12 protein-coding genes and 4 pseudogenes are annotated in these 19,039 nt (G+C 66.8%); 11 read left to right on the top strand and 5 right to left on the bottom strand.

Features of this window, described 5'->3' with window-relative positions:
* The 4 genes and pseudogenes from D9599_RS28190 to D9599_RS31705 all read left to right on the top strand — a co-directional run.
* On the top strand, positions 1 to 492 hold a 492-nt coding region (locus D9599_RS28190), incomplete at its 5' end, for a tripartite tricarboxylate transporter substrate-binding protein (RefSeq protein WP_255531697.1).
* 117 nt (positions 493 to 609) lie between these two features.
* Positions 610 to 1,455 (top strand): shikimate dehydrogenase, encoded by an 846-nt coding sequence (locus tag D9599_RS28195; protein ID WP_232481033.1) that lies wholly within the window; start codon positions 610 to 612, stop codon positions 1,453 to 1,455.
* 11 nt (positions 1,456 to 1,466) lie between these two features.
* Positions 1,467 to 2,279, top strand: a complete 813-nt coding sequence (locus D9599_RS28200) for a 3-ketoacyl-ACP reductase (RefSeq protein ID WP_198384620.1) — start codon at positions 1,467 to 1,469, stop codon at positions 2,277 to 2,279.
* Between the two features lie 210 nt (positions 2,280 to 2,489).
* A pseudogene (locus tag D9599_RS31705) lies at positions 2,490 to 2,991 on the top strand (transposase); the annotation flags it as partial.
* Between the two features lie 75 nt (positions 2,992 to 3,066).
* Here the strand turns inward: D9599_RS31705 and D9599_RS28205 are convergent.
* Positions 3,067 to 4,208: pseudogene (locus D9599_RS28205) on the bottom strand (DDE-type integrase/transposase/recombinase).
* Positions 4,209 to 4,390: 182 nt separating this feature from the next.
* Between D9599_RS28205 and D9599_RS31710 the strand changes: the two are divergent.
* Together D9599_RS31710 and D9599_RS28215 are read left to right on the top strand one after the other, a co-directional pair.
* Complete coding sequence (locus D9599_RS31710; protein ID WP_255531698.1) at positions 4,391 to 4,882, top strand: DDE-type integrase/transposase/recombinase; 492 nt, start codon at positions 4,391 to 4,393, stop codon at positions 4,880 to 4,882.
* Between the two features lie 231 nt (positions 4,883 to 5,113).
* A complete protein-coding gene (locus D9599_RS28215; protein WP_198384621.1) occupies positions 5,114 to 5,932 on the top strand; it encodes a class I SAM-dependent methyltransferase in 819 nt (272 codons plus the stop codon).
* Positions 5,933 to 6,091: 159 nt separating this feature from the next.
* Here the strand turns inward: D9599_RS28215 and mdoH are convergent, their stop codons facing one another.
* Positions 6,092 to 7,729 (bottom strand): glucans biosynthesis glucosyltransferase MdoH, encoded by a 1,638-nt coding sequence (mdoH, locus tag D9599_RS28220; protein WP_198384622.1) that lies wholly within the window; start codon positions 7,727 to 7,729, stop codon positions 6,092 to 6,094.
* Positions 7,730 to 8,037: 308 nt separating this feature from the next.
* Between mdoH and D9599_RS28225 the strand changes: the two genes are divergently transcribed.
* Both D9599_RS28225 and D9599_RS32575 read left to right on the top strand, forming a co-directional pair.
* Positions 8,038 to 8,544: a cytochrome b/b6 domain-containing protein gene (locus D9599_RS28225; RefSeq protein ID WP_198384623.1), complete on the top strand. Its 507-nt coding sequence runs from the start codon at positions 8,038 to 8,040 to the stop codon at positions 8,542 to 8,544.
* A gap of 339 nt (positions 8,545 to 8,883) precedes the next feature.
* Positions 8,884 to 9,135 (top strand): annotated as a pseudogene (locus tag D9599_RS32575) (transposase); the annotation flags it as partial.
* 1,605 nt (positions 9,136 to 10,740) lie between these two features.
* On the opposite strand, the pseudogene D9599_RS28235 reads toward D9599_RS32575, so the two are convergent.
* Positions 10,741 to 11,236 (bottom strand): annotated as a pseudogene (locus tag D9599_RS28235) (IS5 family transposase); the annotation flags it as partial.
* A gap of 328 nt (positions 11,237 to 11,564) precedes the next feature.
* Here D9599_RS28235 and D9599_RS28240 point away from each other — a divergent pair.
* On the top strand, positions 11,565 to 14,480 hold the full coding sequence (locus D9599_RS28240) for a PAS domain S-box protein (RefSeq protein ID WP_198384624.1): 2,916 nt from the start codon (positions 11,565 to 11,567) through the stop codon (positions 14,478 to 14,480).
* Positions 14,481 to 14,850: 370 nt separating this feature from the next.
* Here D9599_RS28240 and D9599_RS28245 read toward each other — a convergent pair whose 3' ends face one another.
* Both D9599_RS28245 and D9599_RS28250 read right to left on the bottom strand, forming a co-directional pair.
* Positions 14,851 to 15,153, bottom strand: coding sequence for a hypothetical protein (locus D9599_RS28245; protein WP_198384625.1), 303 nt, complete (start codon positions 15,151 to 15,153; stop codon positions 14,851 to 14,853).
* Positions 15,154 to 15,177: 24 nt separating this feature from the next.
* Positions 15,178 to 15,786: a transposase gene (locus D9599_RS28250; RefSeq protein ID WP_198384626.1), complete on the bottom strand. Its 609-nt coding sequence runs from the start codon at positions 15,784 to 15,786 to the stop codon at positions 15,178 to 15,180.
* Positions 15,787 to 16,296: 510 nt separating this feature from the next.
* Here D9599_RS28250 and D9599_RS28255 point away from each other — a divergent pair.
* The gene (locus D9599_RS28255) at positions 16,297 to 18,162 is read left to right on the top strand and encodes a bifunctional diguanylate cyclase/phosphodiesterase (RefSeq protein ID WP_198384627.1); all 1,866 of its coding nucleotides are present in this window, start codon (positions 16,297 to 16,299) and stop codon (positions 18,160 to 18,162) included.
* A 183-nt stretch (positions 18,163 to 18,345) separates the two neighbouring features.
* Positions 18,346 to 18,729 (top strand): IS66-like element accessory protein TnpA, encoded by a 384-nt coding sequence (gene tnpA / locus D9599_RS28260; RefSeq protein WP_309228741.1) that lies wholly within the window; start codon positions 18,346 to 18,348, stop codon positions 18,727 to 18,729.
* The last annotated feature ends 310 nt before the right edge of the window (positions 18,730 to 19,039 follow it).

The raw sequence follows: 19,039 nt of genomic DNA on the forward strand, positions 1-19,039 counted from the left end.
GGCTCCTCGACCCATCTCGCGACCGAGCTGTTTCTGCAGCAGGCTGGTATCCAGGTGACAGAGGTAGGGTATCGCGGCGGCGGCCCTGCGACCCAAGCGGTGATCAACGGCGAGGCAGGCATGGTTTTCGTGGTCAGCTCGGGGGTTATGCCGTTCCTCCAGTCGGGCGACCTCCGCGCCCTGGCCGTCACCACGCGGGAGCGCACGCCCCTCGCGCCGGACGTTCCAACCTTCGCCGAACTGGGCTTCCCCGACTACGAGGTGGTTGAGGATCTTGCCATGCTTGCGCCCGCTGGAACGCCCACTCCCATTCTGGAGCGTCTTAACGCAGCTTGCACCTCCGCCATGCAGGCGCCGGAGGTCGCGGAACGCCTGACCGCCCTTGCCGTGACTCCCAAGGTGCGTCCCGCCTCGGAATGGCCAAACTATCTTGTGGCGGAGAACACGAAATGGCGGGATCTCATCCGGTCCCGTGAAATCCGCATTCAATAGGGCGGACGTTCATGGTGGAGGGTTGCCCAGTATCAGCACCTTGGCGGTCCTCCACCATTTACCTTTCGGGCGCCCTGCAACGTCGCGGTGGCCCAGATCACACGGAGACGCCTCGGTATGTCGGATCAGATGATACCTTCACCCGAAGGCGCGACGCGCCTCTACGCGGTGATAGGCGACCCGGTGACCCAGGTTCTTGCCCCAAGGCTGATGAACCGTCTGTTCGCGAATGAGAGCATCGACGCCGTCATGGTGCCTGTACAGGCTTCCGCGGAGAGGCTGAGCACCGTCGTGGAGGGGCTGAAATCCATGGGGAACTGTGACGGGATCCTCGTGACCATCCCCCACAAGTTCGCGGTGGCTCATCTGGTCGAGCGCCGTAGCGGGATGGTCGAGCTGACGGGCGCGGCGAACGCGCTCCGACGTGATCCGGACGGCGGCTGGTCAGCGGACAACTTCGACGGGCGCGGATTCGTCACAGGTCTGCTGAAGGCGGGGCAGGATCTGCGGAGCAGGCCTATCATCCTGTTCGGCGCGGGTGGCGCCGGTGTCGCCATCGCCGCCGCCCTTCTAGAGCGGGGCGCGCGGGAGTTGCACGTTGTCGACCCGGTGCCGGGCAAGGCGGTGGCATTGGCGGCGCGGCTGTCCGGGCGCTGGCCCGGCGCTGTAAATACCCCAGCCCTGCCGCCTCTGAAGAATGCGGCGGTCGTAATCAACGCAACCCCGCTCGGTCTCCGTGCGGAGGATCCTCTGCCGTTCGAGCCTTCGGCACTGAGCCCTGGCACCCGGGTCGCCGACATCATCATGAAGCCAGCCGAAACCACGCTCCTGCGGGAGGCCGCCTCTTTCGGCCTTCCGGTGCAGCCGGGCATCCACATGCTGGCCGAGCAAATCGGCCTCTACCGGGAGTTCTTCTGCCTGGGCGAAGAGGCCCCAATTCACGCTTTCTCGCCGGTCCTCTGAGGAGCTCGGTGATGTCGTCTTCAGCCGAGACAGCTCCGGCTATACAGGGCATTCCACGTCGTGTGGCGCTGGTGACTGGCGGGGCAGGCGGAATCGGCGGCGGTGTCGTCATTGCCCTGACGTGGCGCGGGTTTGATGTGATCGTGAGTGACCGGTCCTTCAGCCCCGAGCGCAAGGCTGACCTGAGGGAGAAGGCCGACCCGGCCGCCAGCATTGCCTTCGTAGCCGGGGACATCGCTGACCTGGAGGATCACCCCAGATTCGTCGACGAGGTCTACGCAGCGTTCGGACGGCTGGACTGTCTGGTCAATAACGCCGGAGTCTCCGTGGCTTCGCGCGGCGACCTGCTCGACGTATCCGTCGCAAGCTACGACACGAACTTCGCAGTCAGCACCCGGGCCGCCTTCTTCCTGACTCAAGCGGTTTCCCGCCGTATGCTGGCCGCCGAATCCCAAGGGGTGGAGGGCAGCCGCTCGGTGGTCTTCATCTCCTCCTCCAATGCCGCGATCGCCGCGCCGGAGCGCGGAGAGTACGCAATGTCGAAAGCCGCGGTGTCAATGATGGCGAAGCTGTTCGCGGTTCGCCTCGCAGCACGTGGGATTTGCGTGTACGAGGTGCGGCCAGGTCTGATCCGGACGCCCATGACAGCAGTGGCGCGCGACCGCTTCGACGCGCTGCTGGCCGAGGGATTCACGCCCATCAATCGCTGGGGAACACCGGAGGATATCGGCCAAGCGGTGGCCACCCTGGCTAGCGGAGAGGTGCCGTTTGCGACCGGGACGGCCGTCCAGATAGATGGCGGAATGCACATTCATTACTACTAGTAGTGGAACCTGACGTCACTTATGCCTACCTCGCTGGTGTGGCTGAATAACGGACCGCTGCGTGATGTGGGGACTACTACGGCCAGTTTCGGCTGACCTGAGCTATCCGCTAAGTTCGGCCGGAAAACGCTCTAACCGGCTGTTGAAAAACACTCGCGATGTGGTGTTGGTCGTGATTCCCTCGGGCTTGCTGGGGAGGGATGGCCTGTCATGCGGAGTGCGGACGAGCAGACGGAGGGGCTTTTCAGTTACGTGAGTTGCAAGGCGCGCGTTCCGGCAGGCCATCACTCCGGCTGATCCGGGGGGTGGTGGACGAGGCACTGGAGGGCTGTCTCCTGAGTTCGAGGGGCTGTCGATGGGTGCCCCGGTCTGGGACGCCTCGACCTTCTCCAAAAACCGCGACCGGCTGCTCGCGGGCGACGTGGCGCAGGCCCCCCTCGCGGCCGTGGTAGCCCAGGCCAGGGTCAAGGTGGTGATGTCGAACGAGCACTTCTCGGTAGATGGCACCCTGATCCAGGCCTGGGCCAGTCAGAAGCCCTATCGGTCCAAGGCGGAGGAAGCCAACGATGGGCGGGAACCACCCATGGGCCGCGGGCGCAACGCGGAGGCCGACTGGCGCGGCGAGCGGCGCAGCAACGAGACCCATGCCAGCAAGACTGATCCTGATGCACGGCTCGCCCGCAAGTCGAATGGGCAGTCCAGTCTGCTGGCCTGTCCGTCGTCGAACGCTTTGGGGCAGAGAGGGCGCGGGTTTAGCGGAGGCTCTGGCGCATCTGGTGATGGGACATTAGGCGGCTCGACGTTGGTGCAGCAAGCGTCGTTGCTGGATGGTCTTGCGTTTGATGCGCTCGCGCTCGAGCAGGATACGGTTTTTGAGCGTCTGGTGCCAGCGCTCGATCTTGCCCCCGGTCTGCGGATGGCATGGAGCGCCGCGGACATGCGCGATGCGTATTTCGTCGAGCCACTTGGCGAGGTCGTCTGCGACGTAGCAGGGGCCGTTGTTGGAGAGCAGCCGCGGCTGGTGCAGGTCCTTTGCCTGATCGCAGCCGGAGGCGGCAAGTGCCAGCGCCAGCATCTCGGTGACGTTGCTCGCCGCCTTGGTGGTGCAGAGCTTTCAGACGATGATGCATCGCGAGAAGTCGTCGAGCACGGTGGAAAGGAGGAACCAGCCCCAACCGGTCACCTTCAGGAGGGTGAAGTCCGTTTGCCACAGCTGGTTCGGTGCCGTGGTCTTGCTGTGGAACTCGTCTGCTGCCTTGACCACGATGAAGGCCGGGCTGGTCATCAGGTCATGCGCCTTGAGCAGGCGGTAGACCGAAGCCTCCGAGACAAAGTAGCTTTGGGTGTCCGTGAAGCGCACCGCGAGCTCGCGCGGGGACAACTCGGGCGCCTCCAGCGCCAAGTCGACGATGCAGGACCGCACGACGTCGGGGATGCGGTCCCAGACCCTCTCCGGTCGGAATGGCCTGTCCTCCAGCGCCTCGAGGACGCCTTCCTGGTACAGGTCGCACCAGCGATAGAAGGTCGCCCGCGGGATCCCGAGCCGCTCCAGGGTGCGGCGGACCGGCAGGTGCGATCCCTCGACCAGGCGGATGATCTCGAGCTGCTCGGTGGCGGGGTACCTCATTCACGGTCGTCCCCATCCGCGATCAAACCCACTTCGAACAGCCGCAGATCAAAAGCCTGCTCCGCCACGATTTCCTTGAGGCTGCGCGCCTCCAGGAACTCCTTGGACCACGTGTGGTAGAGGCTCTCGGCAATGCCATCCCGTCGGCACAGGGCGGCGATGCTCTCCTCCCCGCGCAAACCCTCCAGCACAATCCGGATCTTGTCCTCGGCCAAGTAGTGCTTGCGGGTCGCCCGGCGCATGTCGCGCACCACCCGATCGGCAGGTGGCTTCGCGTTCGGTGGCGCTGGCTTCTGGCTCATGGCTCGTTCCCTGCCGGTTACGATGAGCCGGAAACCCTCCGTTCCTCAACCATACCCACCTGTCTCATGAGCCCTGACGGCGGACAACGGCAGAGCGCGGCATCACCGTCACGCACGAGAGCATCTGGTGCTGTTGCCGCAAGTTCAGTTCCCAGTTCGCGGCCAAGCTGCGGCGCAGCCGGCTGAAGCCGGACGATACCAGGCACCTCGACGAGGGTTTTTGCGCATCAACGGCGTGCTGCACTACCTCCGGCGCGCCGTGGACCAGCACGGCGTGGTGCTGGACTCAGGACCGGCGGAACGGGAGTGCGGCCAAACGGTTCTTCAAGCGCCTGCTGTCCGGGTTCAAGTACAAGCCGCGCCGCTTGGTTACTGATGGGCTGAAGAGCTACGGCGTGGCGCAGCGCGAACTCCTGCCCAATGTCCGGCACCGGAGCAGCCGATACCTGAACAACCAGACCGAGAACTCGCATCGGCCCACCCGACGACGAGAGCGGCAGATGAAAAGCTTCAAGTCGGCCGAACAGGCACAGCGGTTCCTCTCGGCGCACAGCATGATCTACGGCCACCTCCGTCATCGCCGGCATCTGATGACGGCCGGCGAGTACCAGCGCGTCCGGACCAAGGCCTTCAGGATCTGGCAGCAGGAGACCTGTGCCGAAGCGGCACCATGATCCTGCCGCCCTTTCAGTCATGCGACCGAACGTGTCTTCTCGTCAAACAACTTGCCAAAGCCCGGCCCGGTGGTGGGATGGACTGCGGTCGCCCGGCGTCCTACTCGTCGGTTTGAGGCCAAGCGCATTGGACAGGGAGGCCCGACCCCTTTGCACCCCACTGCCATGACGCCATCCGAAGATGACCCGGTTGGCCTTTGCATCGCCGGCGCTATTTCGCCCGAGGTAGCGGTGAGCCGTCTCCTGCTCGGCCATGTCACGGGTGACGGCATCGCGGCGATGCTGGAGCAACGGCGCTCCGAGCCGCCGACACAGCGCTGGCAGGCGCTCGCCACCCTGGTCGAGGCGCGGCGCCCGGAACTGGAGCGGCTCTCGGCAGAAGTCGTGCGTGCAGGCAGCAATCACGCGCTTCCAGCCACCGATCCCGTGGCCGGCGCGGCCGAGATCGCGAGCTTCTTCGACCGCGCAGTGGCTAACTCGCCCGAGGCAAGCGTGGCGCTCTACTCGCTGGGCGACCCAGCGATCCTGGCCGCCGCCACCGCGGAGATCCTCGATTGGCTCGACGCGTGCGGCTTGCTGCACGGGGACGCCGACGTGCTCGATCTCGGCTGCGGCATTGGCCGCCTCGCCACCGCCCTGGCGCCGCGCGCGGGTTCCGTGCTCGGCATGGATGTTTCGGAGGGCATGCTGGCGGAGGCGCGGAAGCGCTGCGCGCCCTGGCCTCACGTGCAATTGGCACACACCACCGGCCAGGACCTAGACGGGCTGGCGGCGCGCAGCCTGGACCTTGTCCTGGCCGTCGACAGCTTTCCCTACATCGTGCGCCTCGGCCCGGCGGTGGTCGCGCGGCACGTCGCTGGCGCCGCGCGGGCGCTGCGGCCCGGCGGCGCGCTGGTGGTGCTGAACCTCTCCTACGGGCGCGAGGCGGCCGCCGACGTGGCGGAGGCGCGCGGATGGGCCGCGGCGCACGACCTCGTCCTAGACGTGGCCGGCGAACGGCCCTTTGCGCTGTGGGATGGCCTTGCCTTCGTGTTACGCCGCGGGGGCTGAACCCCCGGCAGGCCGGTCAGGCGGGCCTCCATCCCTCAAGCGGCCAGCCCAGGCGGCGACAATTGTTTCCCGCCCCCGGTCTCCTGACCGGCGACGGAGGTCCGCCGAGGAGAGGGTCCAGCGCCCTGCCCCTGCGGGCGCGCTGCCATCGAAGCCGTTTCAGGGGTGAGGGACCCGGCGCTCCGCCCCGCCTCGCGTCCGCGCCGTCAGCACCGCCAGGGGAATGGCTAGGAGCAATCCCATCAGCGCCGGCAGGGAAACGAGCGCCGCGAAGCCGCCGGCCAGGCTGAAGCCGCCGAGCATGACGAGCCCCGCGGCGGTGTGCCAGCCGAAGCGGCGCGCCGCGGCACTCCAGGTGACCTCCCGCGCGGCCCGCGGCTGCACTGTCCAGCCGCCGAAGCGTCCCCGTGCCAGTTGCAGCATGGTTAGTGATCGCTCCAGCGCCTCCAACGTATCGAGCATGAGCCCGAGCAGCGTCTCCTGCACCATGGCGCGCAGCAACACCACGCGACGGAAGCGGCCTGGCCGCAGCAGCGCCTCGGCGTAGCCAGCCAGCTTCGGCAAGTTCGACACGACAAGGCCGAGCAGGAGGAGGAAGAGGAGCGCGCCGCGCGGGGTGCTCTCCCCGCCCCCCGTCGCCGCGTTCAGCGCGGCCAGCGGCAGCAACGCGAAGCGCAGCGGCGCCAGCGCGTAGTGCAGGATTGCCTCGAGCATCTGAAATCGACCCAGGCGGCCGAAGTCGCTCCGCAGCAGCAAGTGACGGTACTGCAGGTTTCCCGCCGCCCAGCGCAGGTCCCGGGCGAAGAGCGCCGGCAGATCAGGCGGGTGGCGCTCCCAGGAGCCGGCACTCTCCGGCAGCACCCGCACCGCCCAGCCGCCCGCGTGCAGCCGCGCGGCCTCGGCGTAGTCATGGCTGAGAATGCGGGTGCCATTCGGCAGGGCCGGCAGCCTTGCGTCGCGGCGGAACGCGGCAATGCGGATGAGCGCATTATGCCCCCAGTAGAGCTGCGCGGGTCCCTGCCACCAGGCTTGGCCGGTGACCCAGACCGCCGTCCCATGCCGCAACCCGAGGCCGAACAGCCGTGCAAACCGCGTTCCCGCGCCGCGGCCGGCGATCGTCGTCTGCAGGATCGCTAGGTCTGGATCAGTCTGCATGGTGCGGACGAGCCGCGCGACGGTCTTCGCCGACATAGTGGAGTCCGCGTCGAGCACCAGCGCATGGTCGAAGCCCGCGGCGTGGTGGTCAAGGAACTCCATCAGGTTGCCCGCCTTGAAGCCGGTATTATCGGCCCGGCGCCGATAGCGCACCGCACCGGCCGGGAACTGCGCGGCGAAGGCGGCGACCGCTTCCGCCTCCGCCTCCGCCGCGCGCCCAGGCGGCGTGTCGGAGAGGATGCCGAGGACGAAGCGGTTACCATGCCTTGCCCTCAACTCGTGAAGGAGGCGACCCGATGGTGGAAGAACCGTGTCCATGTCCTCCAGCCGCACGCAGAGGGCGAGCAGCGTCCGGTCGTGGACAACAGCGGAGGTCCGTCGCAGCGCGGGCAAGACGAAGGCCGAGGGATCGCGCACGCAGAGCCGGATGGCGAGGCCGGCGAGGCCGGTAGCCGCGGTCAGGCCGAGCCAGGGAGCGTTCGCGACGATGCTGACCATCATCAACGCTTCCCACAACGTCCAGCCACCCGCTGCCAGCACGTTCCAGCCGAGCGCGGCGAGCACGAGGGCAATGCCGGCGGCCAGGGCGGCAACGATGGCCCGGCGCGCGCCGAAGCGCTCGGCCGGAAGGGTTGCTGTCATGACCGGACGCCCGATCCAGCGGGCCCCCGTGGCTCGGCCCTTGTCCGCGGAGGGGGCTTCGACCGTTGCGTCGTGCTTTATCAAAACTCGTCCTGCCATAACCTGAAGTGGCTGCAAGCTTAGGGGCCGGTGTCACACCACAAGGCACCGTTACGTCACGAATGTGTTTGCAAAACGGCCCGAAGGGCACGATGCAACCCTCGCCACCGTGCTCATATGGTACACGCGGGCATAGGGGAGCAGTGGACATGGCAGCAGATGCGCGCGTCGGATCAGGGCCAACGGACCTCAGGCAACCCTACGATACGGTGAGCCGCACCTTCCACTGGCTTGTCGTAGCCCTGGTGCTGCTCCAGCTCGCGTTGGCCCTTGTGCTCCCCTCCGTCCTGCCTAAGTCGGCCGAGGACACGATCACCGCCTGGCACCTCGCCACCGGCTCGACCATCCTTCTTGTGATGCTGCTGCGCCTCGGCTGGCGGTTGACACACCCTATGCCGCCGGCACCGACCGACCTGCCGGCGGCTCTGCGCCTGCTCGCGCGCGGAACGCACTGGGCCTTCTACTTTGTGCTCATCTTGCTGCCCCTGCTCGGCTGGATGGCGGCTAATGCATATGGCACGACGCCGCGGTTGCTTGGGCTGATCCCCCTGCCCAGTCTCCTCGCACCCGATCAGGCGGTGGCAGAGACGATCGGCGGCGTGCACAAGAACGTCGCGATGCTTCTGCTGGTACTGATCGCGCTGCATGTCTCAGGCGCGCTCTACCATGCGCTGGTCAAGCGCGACGGGGTGATCCGGCGCATGCTGCCAGGATGACGGCTGCGATCCATCGAAGTGAAGCGAAAGTGGCGACGTCAGGGGGGCGCACGAGCGTGCCCCATTCTCATTACTTCGGGTTACGATGAGCGGCGTTCGATTTTGGAACGACGGCTGACTTCTAATCTGGCGCAGGACCGATTTCACGTGGTGTTGGTGCAGGGAGGCGGTGGGGTTTCCTGGTGGCGAAGGCGCGGGCAGGCCTCTGAGATGCCTTACAAGCACAATGCGTCCCGGCGTCACCACATTCCCGAGGCGCGCTACCGTGTCACGAACTGGCCAGCCTACGAGGCAGGGCTCCGGCAGCGTGGTGACCTGACCTTCTAGCTCGACGAAGAGGCCGTCGCAGGTTGGCAGGCACCGCGACGGAGGACGCCCGGTGGGCAGCTACGCTACCCGAATCTGGCGACCGAGCTGGTACTGACCTTGCGGCTTGTCTTTCCCCTTGCCCTGCGTCAAGCGGAGGCATTCACATGTAGCGTGCTACGCCTGTTCGGGATCGAGTTGGTCGTACCCGACCACGACTCTGTCGCGCCGCGGTCGCGGCTTTGCCGGTCGTCAGCGCCCTGCCACCCCGCACGACGGCCCTAGGCACCTCGTGCTCGACAGCACAGGTCTGCAGCTGTGCGGTCAGGGCGGGTGGAATGCCGCCCAGCACGGCCGCACGCGTCGGTGATGGCGCAAGCTCCACATCTCGGTGGACGCCGGTAGTGGCGAGACCATGGCGCACGTGCTGAGCGAGTGCAATGCCGACGATGCGACACAAGCGCCTGGCTTACTGGGCCAAGCTGAAGGCTCCATCACCAGCATGACCGCGCATGTTGCCTACGACGGCGAGGCTGTTTACCGCGCCTGCGCAGGCAACCCGAACCGGCGCCATTGGTGGTCATCCCACCACGCGCTTCCGCGGTGCTGAGCACGAACGATCCCGGCCGCCCGACCCGGCGGGACCGTCACATTCGGCTCCTGGCCGAGAAGGGCCGCATAGGTTGGCAGCGGACAACTGGATACGGCAGGCGTAATCACGTTGAGACCGCGATCGGCTGCTACAAGCACCTGATCGGCTCGACGCTGCGTGCCCGCGCACTTCCTGCTCAGCAGGGCGAGGCGAGCATCGCTGTCGCGGTGCTCAACCGCATGATCCAGACCGCTAAACCCATCTCCGTTCGCCGAAGCTGATGGGAGCTCGGTCGGTACCGATCACGCCTGCTGCAACTCCGTGCACCAGCGTCTACCGCTGGAGCGCAAGGCGGAACTCACCCAGGTAATCGGCACCCGGCTGTGGGGGGGGCTGGTCGGCCGACTGGTCGCCCTTGGCCGCGATCGCCCGGCTCCGCCGCGCCTAGCCCGACCTCCCCTCGGAACTATAGCGCCACGACCTGGGCGGGGCAGAAGAGGCCGAGGCGTTGAAAGGGCAAGAGGGTCAGGCGGCCGCGCGGGAAGAGACAAGTCGGAACGGAAGAGGGCGGGCTGGGGTGCTCCCAAGTGGCTGAAGTTTTGGTCAATGCAGAGGCGGAGGACTGGAGCGGGGAGGGGCTCTCCCATTTCCGGCTTCAGCAGGGCACCGCAGCTCAGAGTCAAGGGTTTTGAGGGCGCGCTCGACTTCCTACTGGAGATGGTACGTCGCCAGGGCGTCGACCTCGGCCGGCTCTCCATCCTGACGCTGACGGGTCAACTCGCCGCCGCCATCGAGGCCGGCGAGGGGCTGATACTGCTCGAGCGCCGGCCGGACTGGCTGGTGATGGCCAGCCTGCTCCTGCTGAAGGCGCAGCTGCTGGCCCTCCAGCCCAGAGGAGGCGGCGGACGCGAGGGCAGCCGCGGCTCAGCGCCTGGACCTGCTGGACGAGGTCGCCCGCATGGGCGCCGGCGCCGACTGGCTCACGGCGCGCCCGCAGCTCGAGTGGGCCGTGTTCGGCCAGGGGCAGAGCACACCGGCTGCCGCACGGCCCCAGGCGGAACTCCTGGTGGCCTTCCTGGAGGCGACGCTGACGATGCTGGAGGGCAGGGGAGGGCAGACAAGCGGCCACCCCCGATCTACCGGCCCAGTCCACCCGGTTTCTGGCGTATCCCGGACACGGTCCGACGCATCGCCAAACTGCTCGCGCTGAACTGAAGCGGACTGCCGCTTGAGCGATGCCTTCCGCCCATCCCGCCGAATGCGTCCGACCGCCCCATCCGCATCCGGACGGCCCTGGCCCGCACGCCCGGCACCGCGTCGAGCGTGGGCACCAGCATGCGGCTGCCGTGGCGGTTGGCTCCGCTCAGTGTGAGGCCAAGCGGCCTACCATGAGCGTCCGTGACAAGGTGGCGCTTCGTGCCCGGCTTGCCCCGATCCGTCGGGTTGGACCCGACCTCCTCGCGCCCCTTTTCTCAGCCAAGCTGGCACTTTCGAGCGCCGCCCGTCTCCAATCCGAGGCGCCCGTGTCCTGCAGCTGCTCCGACAGCACTCGATGCAGCCCCTCCAGACCCCGGCCGCATGCCACTCGCCCAGCCTTCGCCAGCAGGTCTTGCCGCAGCAGCCCAGCTCGGTCGGCACCCCGTGCCACTGGATGCCCGTGCGCCGCACGAACAGGATGCCCGCCAGCGCTGCTTGGTCTGGCGCACGCGGCTGACCACCTTTCGGCTTGGGCCGGTCCTGCGGCAGCAGCGGCTCCACCACCGCCCAGAGGTCGTCAGGAACGAGGAGCGCCATGTCTCCTCAACGCCCCAGCTCAGGTTTTGTCCCCAACTCTAAGTACACCGAGGCCCTGGCTCTGGAGACGGCTCGGCCTTTCGCGGCAGCACGATTGACGTAGCTGTGCGGCCACGCTGTAGAGGAGCCATGCTGGTCCACGAAGCGCGCGATGTATCGCTAACACCTGAGATCTGGGTTCTCACCCAAGGCTTTATGGGATTTTGGTGCTACCGCCTCGCGACCGAGTTTATCGGCTCATTTCAGGTATTCCTGGACGGGTACGAGACCAGGCAGGGGGAGCGGCTCCGAAGTCCTTGGCGGCAGCACTGCATTCAGGATGGCCCTTATGGCCCCTGAGGTCAGTCCAAGTGCTCGCGTGCCCGCCTTCCTCGCTGGCGGCGGCGAGATGGGCGCGCGTATGCGGGCCAACAACTGGGGGATGTCGCTACTCGGGCCGCCCGAGCGCTGGGCGCAGCCGCTCAAGACGCTGGTCGCTGTGATGCTCGCCTCGAACCAGCCCATGTTCGTGGCTTGGGGGCCGAAACGCCTCATGCTCTACAATGACGGCTACGCGGAGATCCTTGGGCTCAAGCACCCCGCAGCGCTCGGGCAGTCCTTCGAGCGGGTGTGGTCCGAGATCTGGGACGAACTCGAGCCCATCATGGCCAGCTGCTACGATGGCGAGCCGACCCAGATGGACGACATTACGCTGCTCATGCATCGGCACGGATACCCGGAGGAGACGCACTTCGCCTTCTCCTACACGCCGGTGCGCGACGAGGCGGGACGGGTCGCCGGGGTCTTCTGCCCCTGCACCGAGACCACGGCGAAGGTACTGGCGGCGCGCCGGCAGGCTTTCCGGCTCGGCCTGGAGGACAGGCTGGGCGGCCTGTCCGACCCTAGGCAGGCCATGGCCGCGGCGGCCGAAGCGCTCGGGCGTCACCTGGACGCGGCGCAAGTCGGCTATGCGGAGGTCGATGGTGACGGGCACGCCACCACCGGAGGGGAGTTCCACGACGGTCGTCTCCCGGGCTTCTTGCCAGGCCGGTACCGCCTCAAGGATTACGGCACAGCCATGGCCGCTGACATGGCCGCGGGCCGGATCGTGGCCGTGCACGACGTAAGGGAAGATGCCCGGACCTCGTCCCCAGACGCGCTCACCGCCTACGCCGCGATTTCGCTTCGCGCCTTCGTTATAATCCCGCTTGTGAAGCAGGGCCTTCTGACTGCCTACCTCTACGCAGCGCATCCCGAGCCGAGACACTGGTCCGACGAGGATGTGCTGCTTGCCCGTGAGGTGGCCGAGAGGACCTGGGCGGCTGTCGAGCAAGCGCGCGCAGAGGCGGCCCTGCGCGAGAGCGAGGGAAGGTTCCGGTTCCTCGATAGGCTAGGCGAAGTGACGGCGCGCGCCTCCGCGCCACGCGAGATCATGGCAGCCACGGCTGGTCTTCTCGGTGAGTACCTGCGAACCACTCGCTGCGCCTACGCTGACGTGGACGCCGACAACGACCGCTTTACCATTCGCGACGACTGGACGGACGGCGCCGCCAGCAGTGCCGGGGAGTATAGCCTGAATTTGTTCGGCTCGCGCGCGGCAGACGACATGCGAACCGGGCGGACACTCATCGTACGGGACGTGGATGGGGAGTTGGCCACCGGCGATGGTGGTGCCATGTTCAACGCTATCGGCGTCAAAGCGATCGTCTGCTGCCCGCTCGTCAAGCGTGAGCGGCTCGTGGCGATGATGGCGGTACACCAATCCTCTCCCCGTGACTGGACGGCGGGCGAGGTGGCCCTGTTGGAGACGGTCGTTGAGCGCGCCTGGGCGCATATCGAGCGGGTCCGCGCCGAAGAGGCCCTGCGGGAGAGCGAGGCACGCTTCCGCCTCATGGCCGACGCCGTCCCGCAGATCATCTGGATCACTGATGCCGAGGGCCGGACGGAGTTCTTCAATCGGCAATGGTCCGACTACACTGGTGTTCTCTACGAGCCAACAACTGCGGCGGAGGTAGCGGCCAGTTTCGTCCATCCCGACGATGCGGCCCTGACGATGGAGCGGTTCGAGGAGGCACGACGGGCGAGTAGTACCTTCCTGGTCGAGCACCGCATCCGCTCGAAGACCGGTGACTGGCGTTGGTTCCTGGTTCGGGGCGAACCCCACCGCGACCCGGGCACTGGCAGGATCACCCGCTGGTTCGGTGCCTCGGTAGACATCCACGACCGCCGGCACGCCGAGACGGCGCTGCGCGAGAGCGAAGCGCGCTGGCGTGGCCTGTTCGAACGCATGCAGGAGGGTTTCGCGCTTTGCGAGTTGATCCACGATGCCGAGGGCCGCGCCGTGGACTACCGTCACCTTGAGCTCAACGCGGCCTGGGAGCGGCTGACCGGCGTCCCCAGCGAGGCGGTCCAGGGTCGGCTCGCGAGCGAGGCCATTCCGGGCCTCGAGCCGTTCTGGCTCGAAACCTACGCGCGGGTGGTCGAGACGGGAGAGCCTGCGCACTTCGAGCACTACCTTGCGGCGTACGGGCGCTGGTTCGAGGTCACGGCCTACCGGACCGAGCCGGGGCGCTTCGCCGCGGTGTTCTCCAACGTGACGGGGCGCAGGCGAGCGGAGGAGCGGCAGGCGCTTCTAGCGCGCGAGGTGGACCACCGAGCCAAAAACACCTTGGCCGTCGTGCAAGCCGCACTCCGTCTCACCAAGGCACCGGACTTGCCGGGTTACATCCGCGCGATCGAGGGGCGCGTCGGAGCGCTCGCCCGGGCACAGACGCTGCTGGCCGACGATCGTTGGGCAGGGACCGACCTGCGGACACTATTGCGCGGCGAGCTGGCCCCGTTCCTCGGCGCCGGTAATGGAGGCGGACCTCTGGCCGAACTGGATGGACCGGACGTGGCGCTACCCGCGGGCGCCGCGCAACCGCTGGCGATGGCTGTGCACGAACTCGCCACCAACGCCTTGAAGTACGGCGCGCTCTCAGTGCCAACGGGGCGCATTGCGATGTCGTGGCGACTGGACGGCGGACCATCAGGGATCCTGCGGCTGTGCTGGGCCGAGCGGGGTGGCCCACCGGTGACAGCGCCGCCGAGCCGCCGCGGCTTTGGCTCGCGGGTGCTAGAGGGCACAGTGCGAGGACAGCTCGACGGCACGTTGGTGCTTCTCTGGGACGCGGCCGGTCTAGTCTGCGACATGGACGTACCGCTCGGGCGCGATTCGTTGCCGGGCGGAGTGGTGGGCGCGGATGCGGATGTCATCCTTCCCTGACCGCATGTCCGCTTCAGAGCAGGAAGCGCTGGTGTTTAGAGGGGCGTCCGGCGCCCGAAGCGGACCCTTGCGGCGGCTCGGGCGCGTGGGGCTGTGCTCGGCGGGAAACAGGGATGGAGACTGCTCCTGCCGCCCTGTCACATCGCAGCTGCAGAGGCGCGCCAAGAGGAGGCGATCTGCACCGCACACCGCCTGGTCTTGGAAGTGAACGCTATCCGGGCCGAGGAGGTCACCATGCACCTGGGGCTTGCGCGGGCGCTGACAAAGAGAGGCGTACCGACGCCGAGGGGCGGAGCGGTATGTAACCACACGACTGTGGCTCTGGTACAGGAACAGTCGTGAGGTCGCGCGTGGTCCTCAAAGGTGCCGATCAGGCAGCGCGCTGCGCGCGAGGACGGCCAAGTTCGGCCATGCGGTTCAGGACGCCGGCGATGATGCCGACCTCGGCCCGCTGTGCGTCGAGGCCCCGCGACCGCAGACCGCCGCCGAGGACGCGCTTCCACCACGAGTGGGTCCACTCCTCCGCATTCCGGCGGCCATAGCCGGTCGCGCGCTCCCACGCGTGCCGCCCGCGCCCGGTCAGCGGGTCGAGTTGGTCTGCTGCTCTGACGTCCGGCGCCTTCGGCCTGAACACGCCCTCGGCGTTCGGCAGAACCTGCCAGTGCTCAGCCACCGCCCGGCAGGTGGACCTGCCCGCCTAGGCTGCGTCACCGCAGACGCGCCCGATTTGGCCGGTGACGCGGTCCAGCAATGCCGGCACGGGCACGGTGTCGTGCCCATCGGAGCGCGTCTGCTCTTTCGCGAGGATCTGTCCAGTGTCCGGATCCACCGCGACGTGCAGCTTGCACCAGCCCTCGTGTCCCGCGCCCGACGGCTTCGCCAGGCGCAGGCCAGTGCTGTCGATGGCGAGGCCGCGGCCGCGGCACGCATCGGACCTCCCGCCGAGCCCAGGTGTCCTTCCGAGGCGAGAGAGGGTGGTGTGGTCCGGAATGGGCAGGGTCAGGTCGAGGGGGCGAGGATCGAGCGGATCAGGCCCTCGGCCTGCCGCAGCGCGAGCCGGTACACGGCGCACGGTGAGGGCTGCCGCGATCGCCGCGTCGCTGATGGTGCGGTGGCCGGCAGGAGCCCGCCACCCCGCGGCGGCCGCGGGCGAAACCCAGACCGTGATGTCACCCCGGCGCACGAGCGCCTGGTCGTACGCCGCCCAGCCGCGGACCTTGTCCCACGCCCGCGGCCCGCCCCGACGGCACCGCACCGCCATCACCCGCTCCACCCCACCTGCTCGGCCCCACGCCGAGCCCATCATGGCAACACCCGCAAGGTTGCTGCACCACAGTCGCGAGCCGCCAAACGCCTGCTGCGGAAGCTACTAAGGCGGAAACGCCGCGTGCCACGCGTCGTGATAACCGGTACTCTCCCAAGCTAGGGGGCGGCCAAGCGGGAGGTGATGCCCGATGTTGAGCACTGGCAGCACAGGGTCCTGAACACCGGGCAGAGACCTCCACCCGCCGACGCAACGACGAGAGCGGCAGATGAAGCGCGTCAAGTCCACCGAGCAGGCACAGCGCTTCCTCTCCGCCCAGGCCCTGCCACGCCTGCAAGGTGGTCCATGCAACGCAGCCGCGTTTAAAAATAACTCCGGTGCGAGCACGGACAGAAGCTGTCTTATCGCACTTGCAAGGCGCTCTCTTTGATTGCTACATGGAAACTATCACTGTGTAGGTCAGTTCTGCGATCTTAGTACAAGTTGGACCGCCGCGGTGCCCGTTCGGAGCACGGGCCCGCGACCTGGTAGGCTCATGTTCAGGAGGTAGCCATGCCACCTGCTCCGCTGCCACATGATGAGGCAGAGCGTCTTATTGCTCTTCACGGGCTAGACCTGATCGACACTCCCGCGAGCGAGGTGTTCAACAGCTTCGTGCGCGTGGCGAGCGGCATATTCAGTACCACTATAGCCGCCATTTCGCTGATCGACACTGACCGTCAGTGGTTCAAGGCGTCGGTGGGTCTTCCCATTCGCCAAACGCCTCGTGACGTCTCGTTCTGCGCCCACGCGATCCTACAGCCGCACGAGGTGCTCTGCGTCTCGGACGCTCGACTGGACCCCCGCTTCACTGATCATCCGGATGTCCTCTCAGGCGACCTCCGTTTCTACGCCGGCGTTCCGCTCCTCAGCGAGGAGGGGCATGCACTTGGTGCGCTCTGCGTGGCCGATCGGCACCCACAGCAACCCGACAAGCGTCAGCTTGAACATTTGCGCGATCTCGCAACTGGCGTGTCGGCGGCGATCCGTCTCCACAGCCTCATGCACCGGCTGGAAAAAGAAGCTCACCGCGACCCTCTGACCAGCCTAAGCAATAGGCGTGAATTCGAAGCCTTGCTCAGCCCTGCAGCAAACGACAGCGTTACGCTTTTCCTGCTCGATCTGGATAACTTCAAAGGTATCAACGACGTCTTTGGCCATCCTGGTGGCGATCTCGTGCTGCAAGAGGTCGGCAGACGGTTGCAGGCCCTGGTCCGATCAGGCGACCGTGCTTTCCGGCTGGGTGGAGATGAATTCGCCCTGCTCTGTCCTGGCATGGCCTCATCCGAAGCGCGTCAGGCGCTTGCCGATCGCATCCACGCTGCTATCGGCGCTGCCTTTATGGTCGATGATCAACCCGTACCGCTGCGCACCTCGATCGGCATAGCCACCCTGCCTGACGACGCCAAAACAGCTCAGGAACTCGTGCAGGCCGCTGACGCGGCGCTCTATCGTGCAAAGCGGGCTGGGCGCGGAGTAACACGTCAGGCTGCTACTTTACCGGACACGATAGATCCTCTCGTGCCTAAGGGCATTTCCGCCGTCCACAACATCGGGCGAATGGACTTGGCTGCACGCCTGCGGCAAGCCCTGGTACCCAGCGGAGCGGAGCCGTTCCACCTCGTGTTCCAACCGGTTATGGCCCTCAACACACAAGAGACCACGTCGCTGGAGGCGCTGGTCCGCTGGGATATCAGCCCAGGTAGCGCGGTGCCGCCCGACGAGTTCGTAACGTTGGCGGAGCGGCTCGGGCTCATCTCACACCTCGACCGTTGGGTTCTGAATGCCGCCTGCAAGGAGGCTGCTACGTGGCCAAAGCCCTGGCGAGTGGCGGTTAATATCTCCGCGCTCTCCTTTGGTCTGATGGATGTAGCTGCCATGGTCGAGGATGCCTTGACGTCGAGTGGCCTAGCGTCCGACCGACTTATTATCGAAATGACCGAGACGGCGCTCGGCGGTGACACAACACAGGTCCAGAAGGCCGTTCAAGGCATCAGGGAGCTTGGCGCCAGAATAGTCCTGGACGACTTCGGCGGTGGGCACGGCTCCTTGATGACACTTCGGCAGTTTCCTTTCACAGGGCTCAAGATCGATCAGTCGCTTGTCAAACCCATAGCGAGCGATACCGTGCACGCCCGTATGGTGGAGGTGCTTGCGGAGTTCGGTCATGTGCTGGACATCCGCGTGGTCGCCGAAGGCGTGGAGTCGATGGAGCAATTACGCATTCTCGCAGAGTGTGGCGTCCCGCTCGCTCAGGGTTACCTGTTCGCCAAGCCCGTGCGGCCGTCCGATCTCGTGCAGGCAATTGAGGCGGCCGAGGTAAACTTGCGAGCTGCTCTGGCCGCGAGCCAGCTTGGGCCTTTTTCCGAGGCAGCATGACCGGAGCAAGACAAACAACGTGGGATCATGCGAAAGCGATGTTCTAAGGCCCTTAGTGGTCAGGTGGTCGAAGCATCCGGCCTCCATCGCCTTTCCTGGCTGCTGACGTGCGTCGAGGCTGGTGGCCTTAACGTCGGGCGTAAGGTCGTCTGTAAGGTCATGGGCAGCGGGACGGTCTAGATCATCACCGGGCGTGAGCGGCGTCGGCGGTGGAGCATGGCGGACAAGCTCCGCATCCTGGCCGAATGTGATGGGCCCGGCGTGCAGGTTTCGGAGATGGCAGCTCGGCACGCCGTCTATCGCGGCCTGATGTGCCAGTGGCGACGCCAAGCCCGGGGCGGCCTGCTGGTAGCCAGGCCACCGCCGGAGTTCGTGCCGGTCCGCGTCGCCACCGCCGATTGCCACAGCGACGCGCTGGCGGAGTTGGAGCCTGTATCGCTGCCGGCGCCATCACCGCGCGTGGCCACGGCGATTGAGATCGAACTGCCCGGCGGCATACGGGGGCGGGTGGGCGAGAAGGTCGGCCTTGTCGCCCTGCGGCGAGTGCCGGCGGCGCTGCGTGCGTGATCCCGGGACCGCCTCCGGGCGAGTGGGTCTGACTGACCGCAGGTCCGACCGACATGCGGCGCGGCTTCGACGGGCTGGCGCGGCAGGGGAGGGGGCGCTTCGTCGGGCATGCACCACTCTCGCGCGCCGCATTCAGTCCGGAAAGTGCCCGAAATCGTACTCTTCCTGCGCCGCAGACACGATAATCTCTCACCAACGTGCCTATTCTTGGCACCAGCGGCGCTTGCCACAACAGGCGGTGACGGCGGGCTTCACCCCCCTGTGGCATACGTCAGAGCTGAGTTCCGGATGCAGGGCGTTCTGATCTTGG

Source organism: Roseomonas sp. KE2513 (assembly GCF_016107305.1).
Taxonomy (GTDB): domain Bacteria; phylum Pseudomonadota; class Alphaproteobacteria; order Acetobacterales; family Acetobacteraceae; genus Roseomonas.

Coding starts and splice junctions, on each gene's coding strand:
- D9599_RS28195 (WP_232481033.1), top strand. CDS start 610: ATGTCGGATCAGATGATACCTTCACCCGAAGGCGCGACGCGCCTCTAC.
- D9599_RS28200 (WP_198384620.1), top strand. CDS start 1,467: ATGTCGTCTTCAGCCGAGACAGCTCCGGCTATACAGGGCATTCCACGT.
- mdoH (WP_198384622.1), bottom strand. CDS start 7,729: ATGACAGCAACCCTTCCGGCCGAGCGCTTCGGCGCGCGCCGGGCCATC.
- D9599_RS28240 (WP_198384624.1), top strand. CDS start 11,565: ATGGCCCCTGAGGTCAGTCCAAGTGCTCGCGTGCCCGCCTTCCTCGCT.
- D9599_RS28250 (WP_198384626.1), bottom strand. CDS start 15,786: ATGATGGGCTCGGCGTGGGGCCGAGCAGGTGGGGTGGAGCGGGTGATG.
- D9599_RS28255 (WP_198384627.1), top strand. CDS start 16,297: ATGCCACCTGCTCCGCTGCCACATGATGAGGCAGAGCGTCTTATTGCT.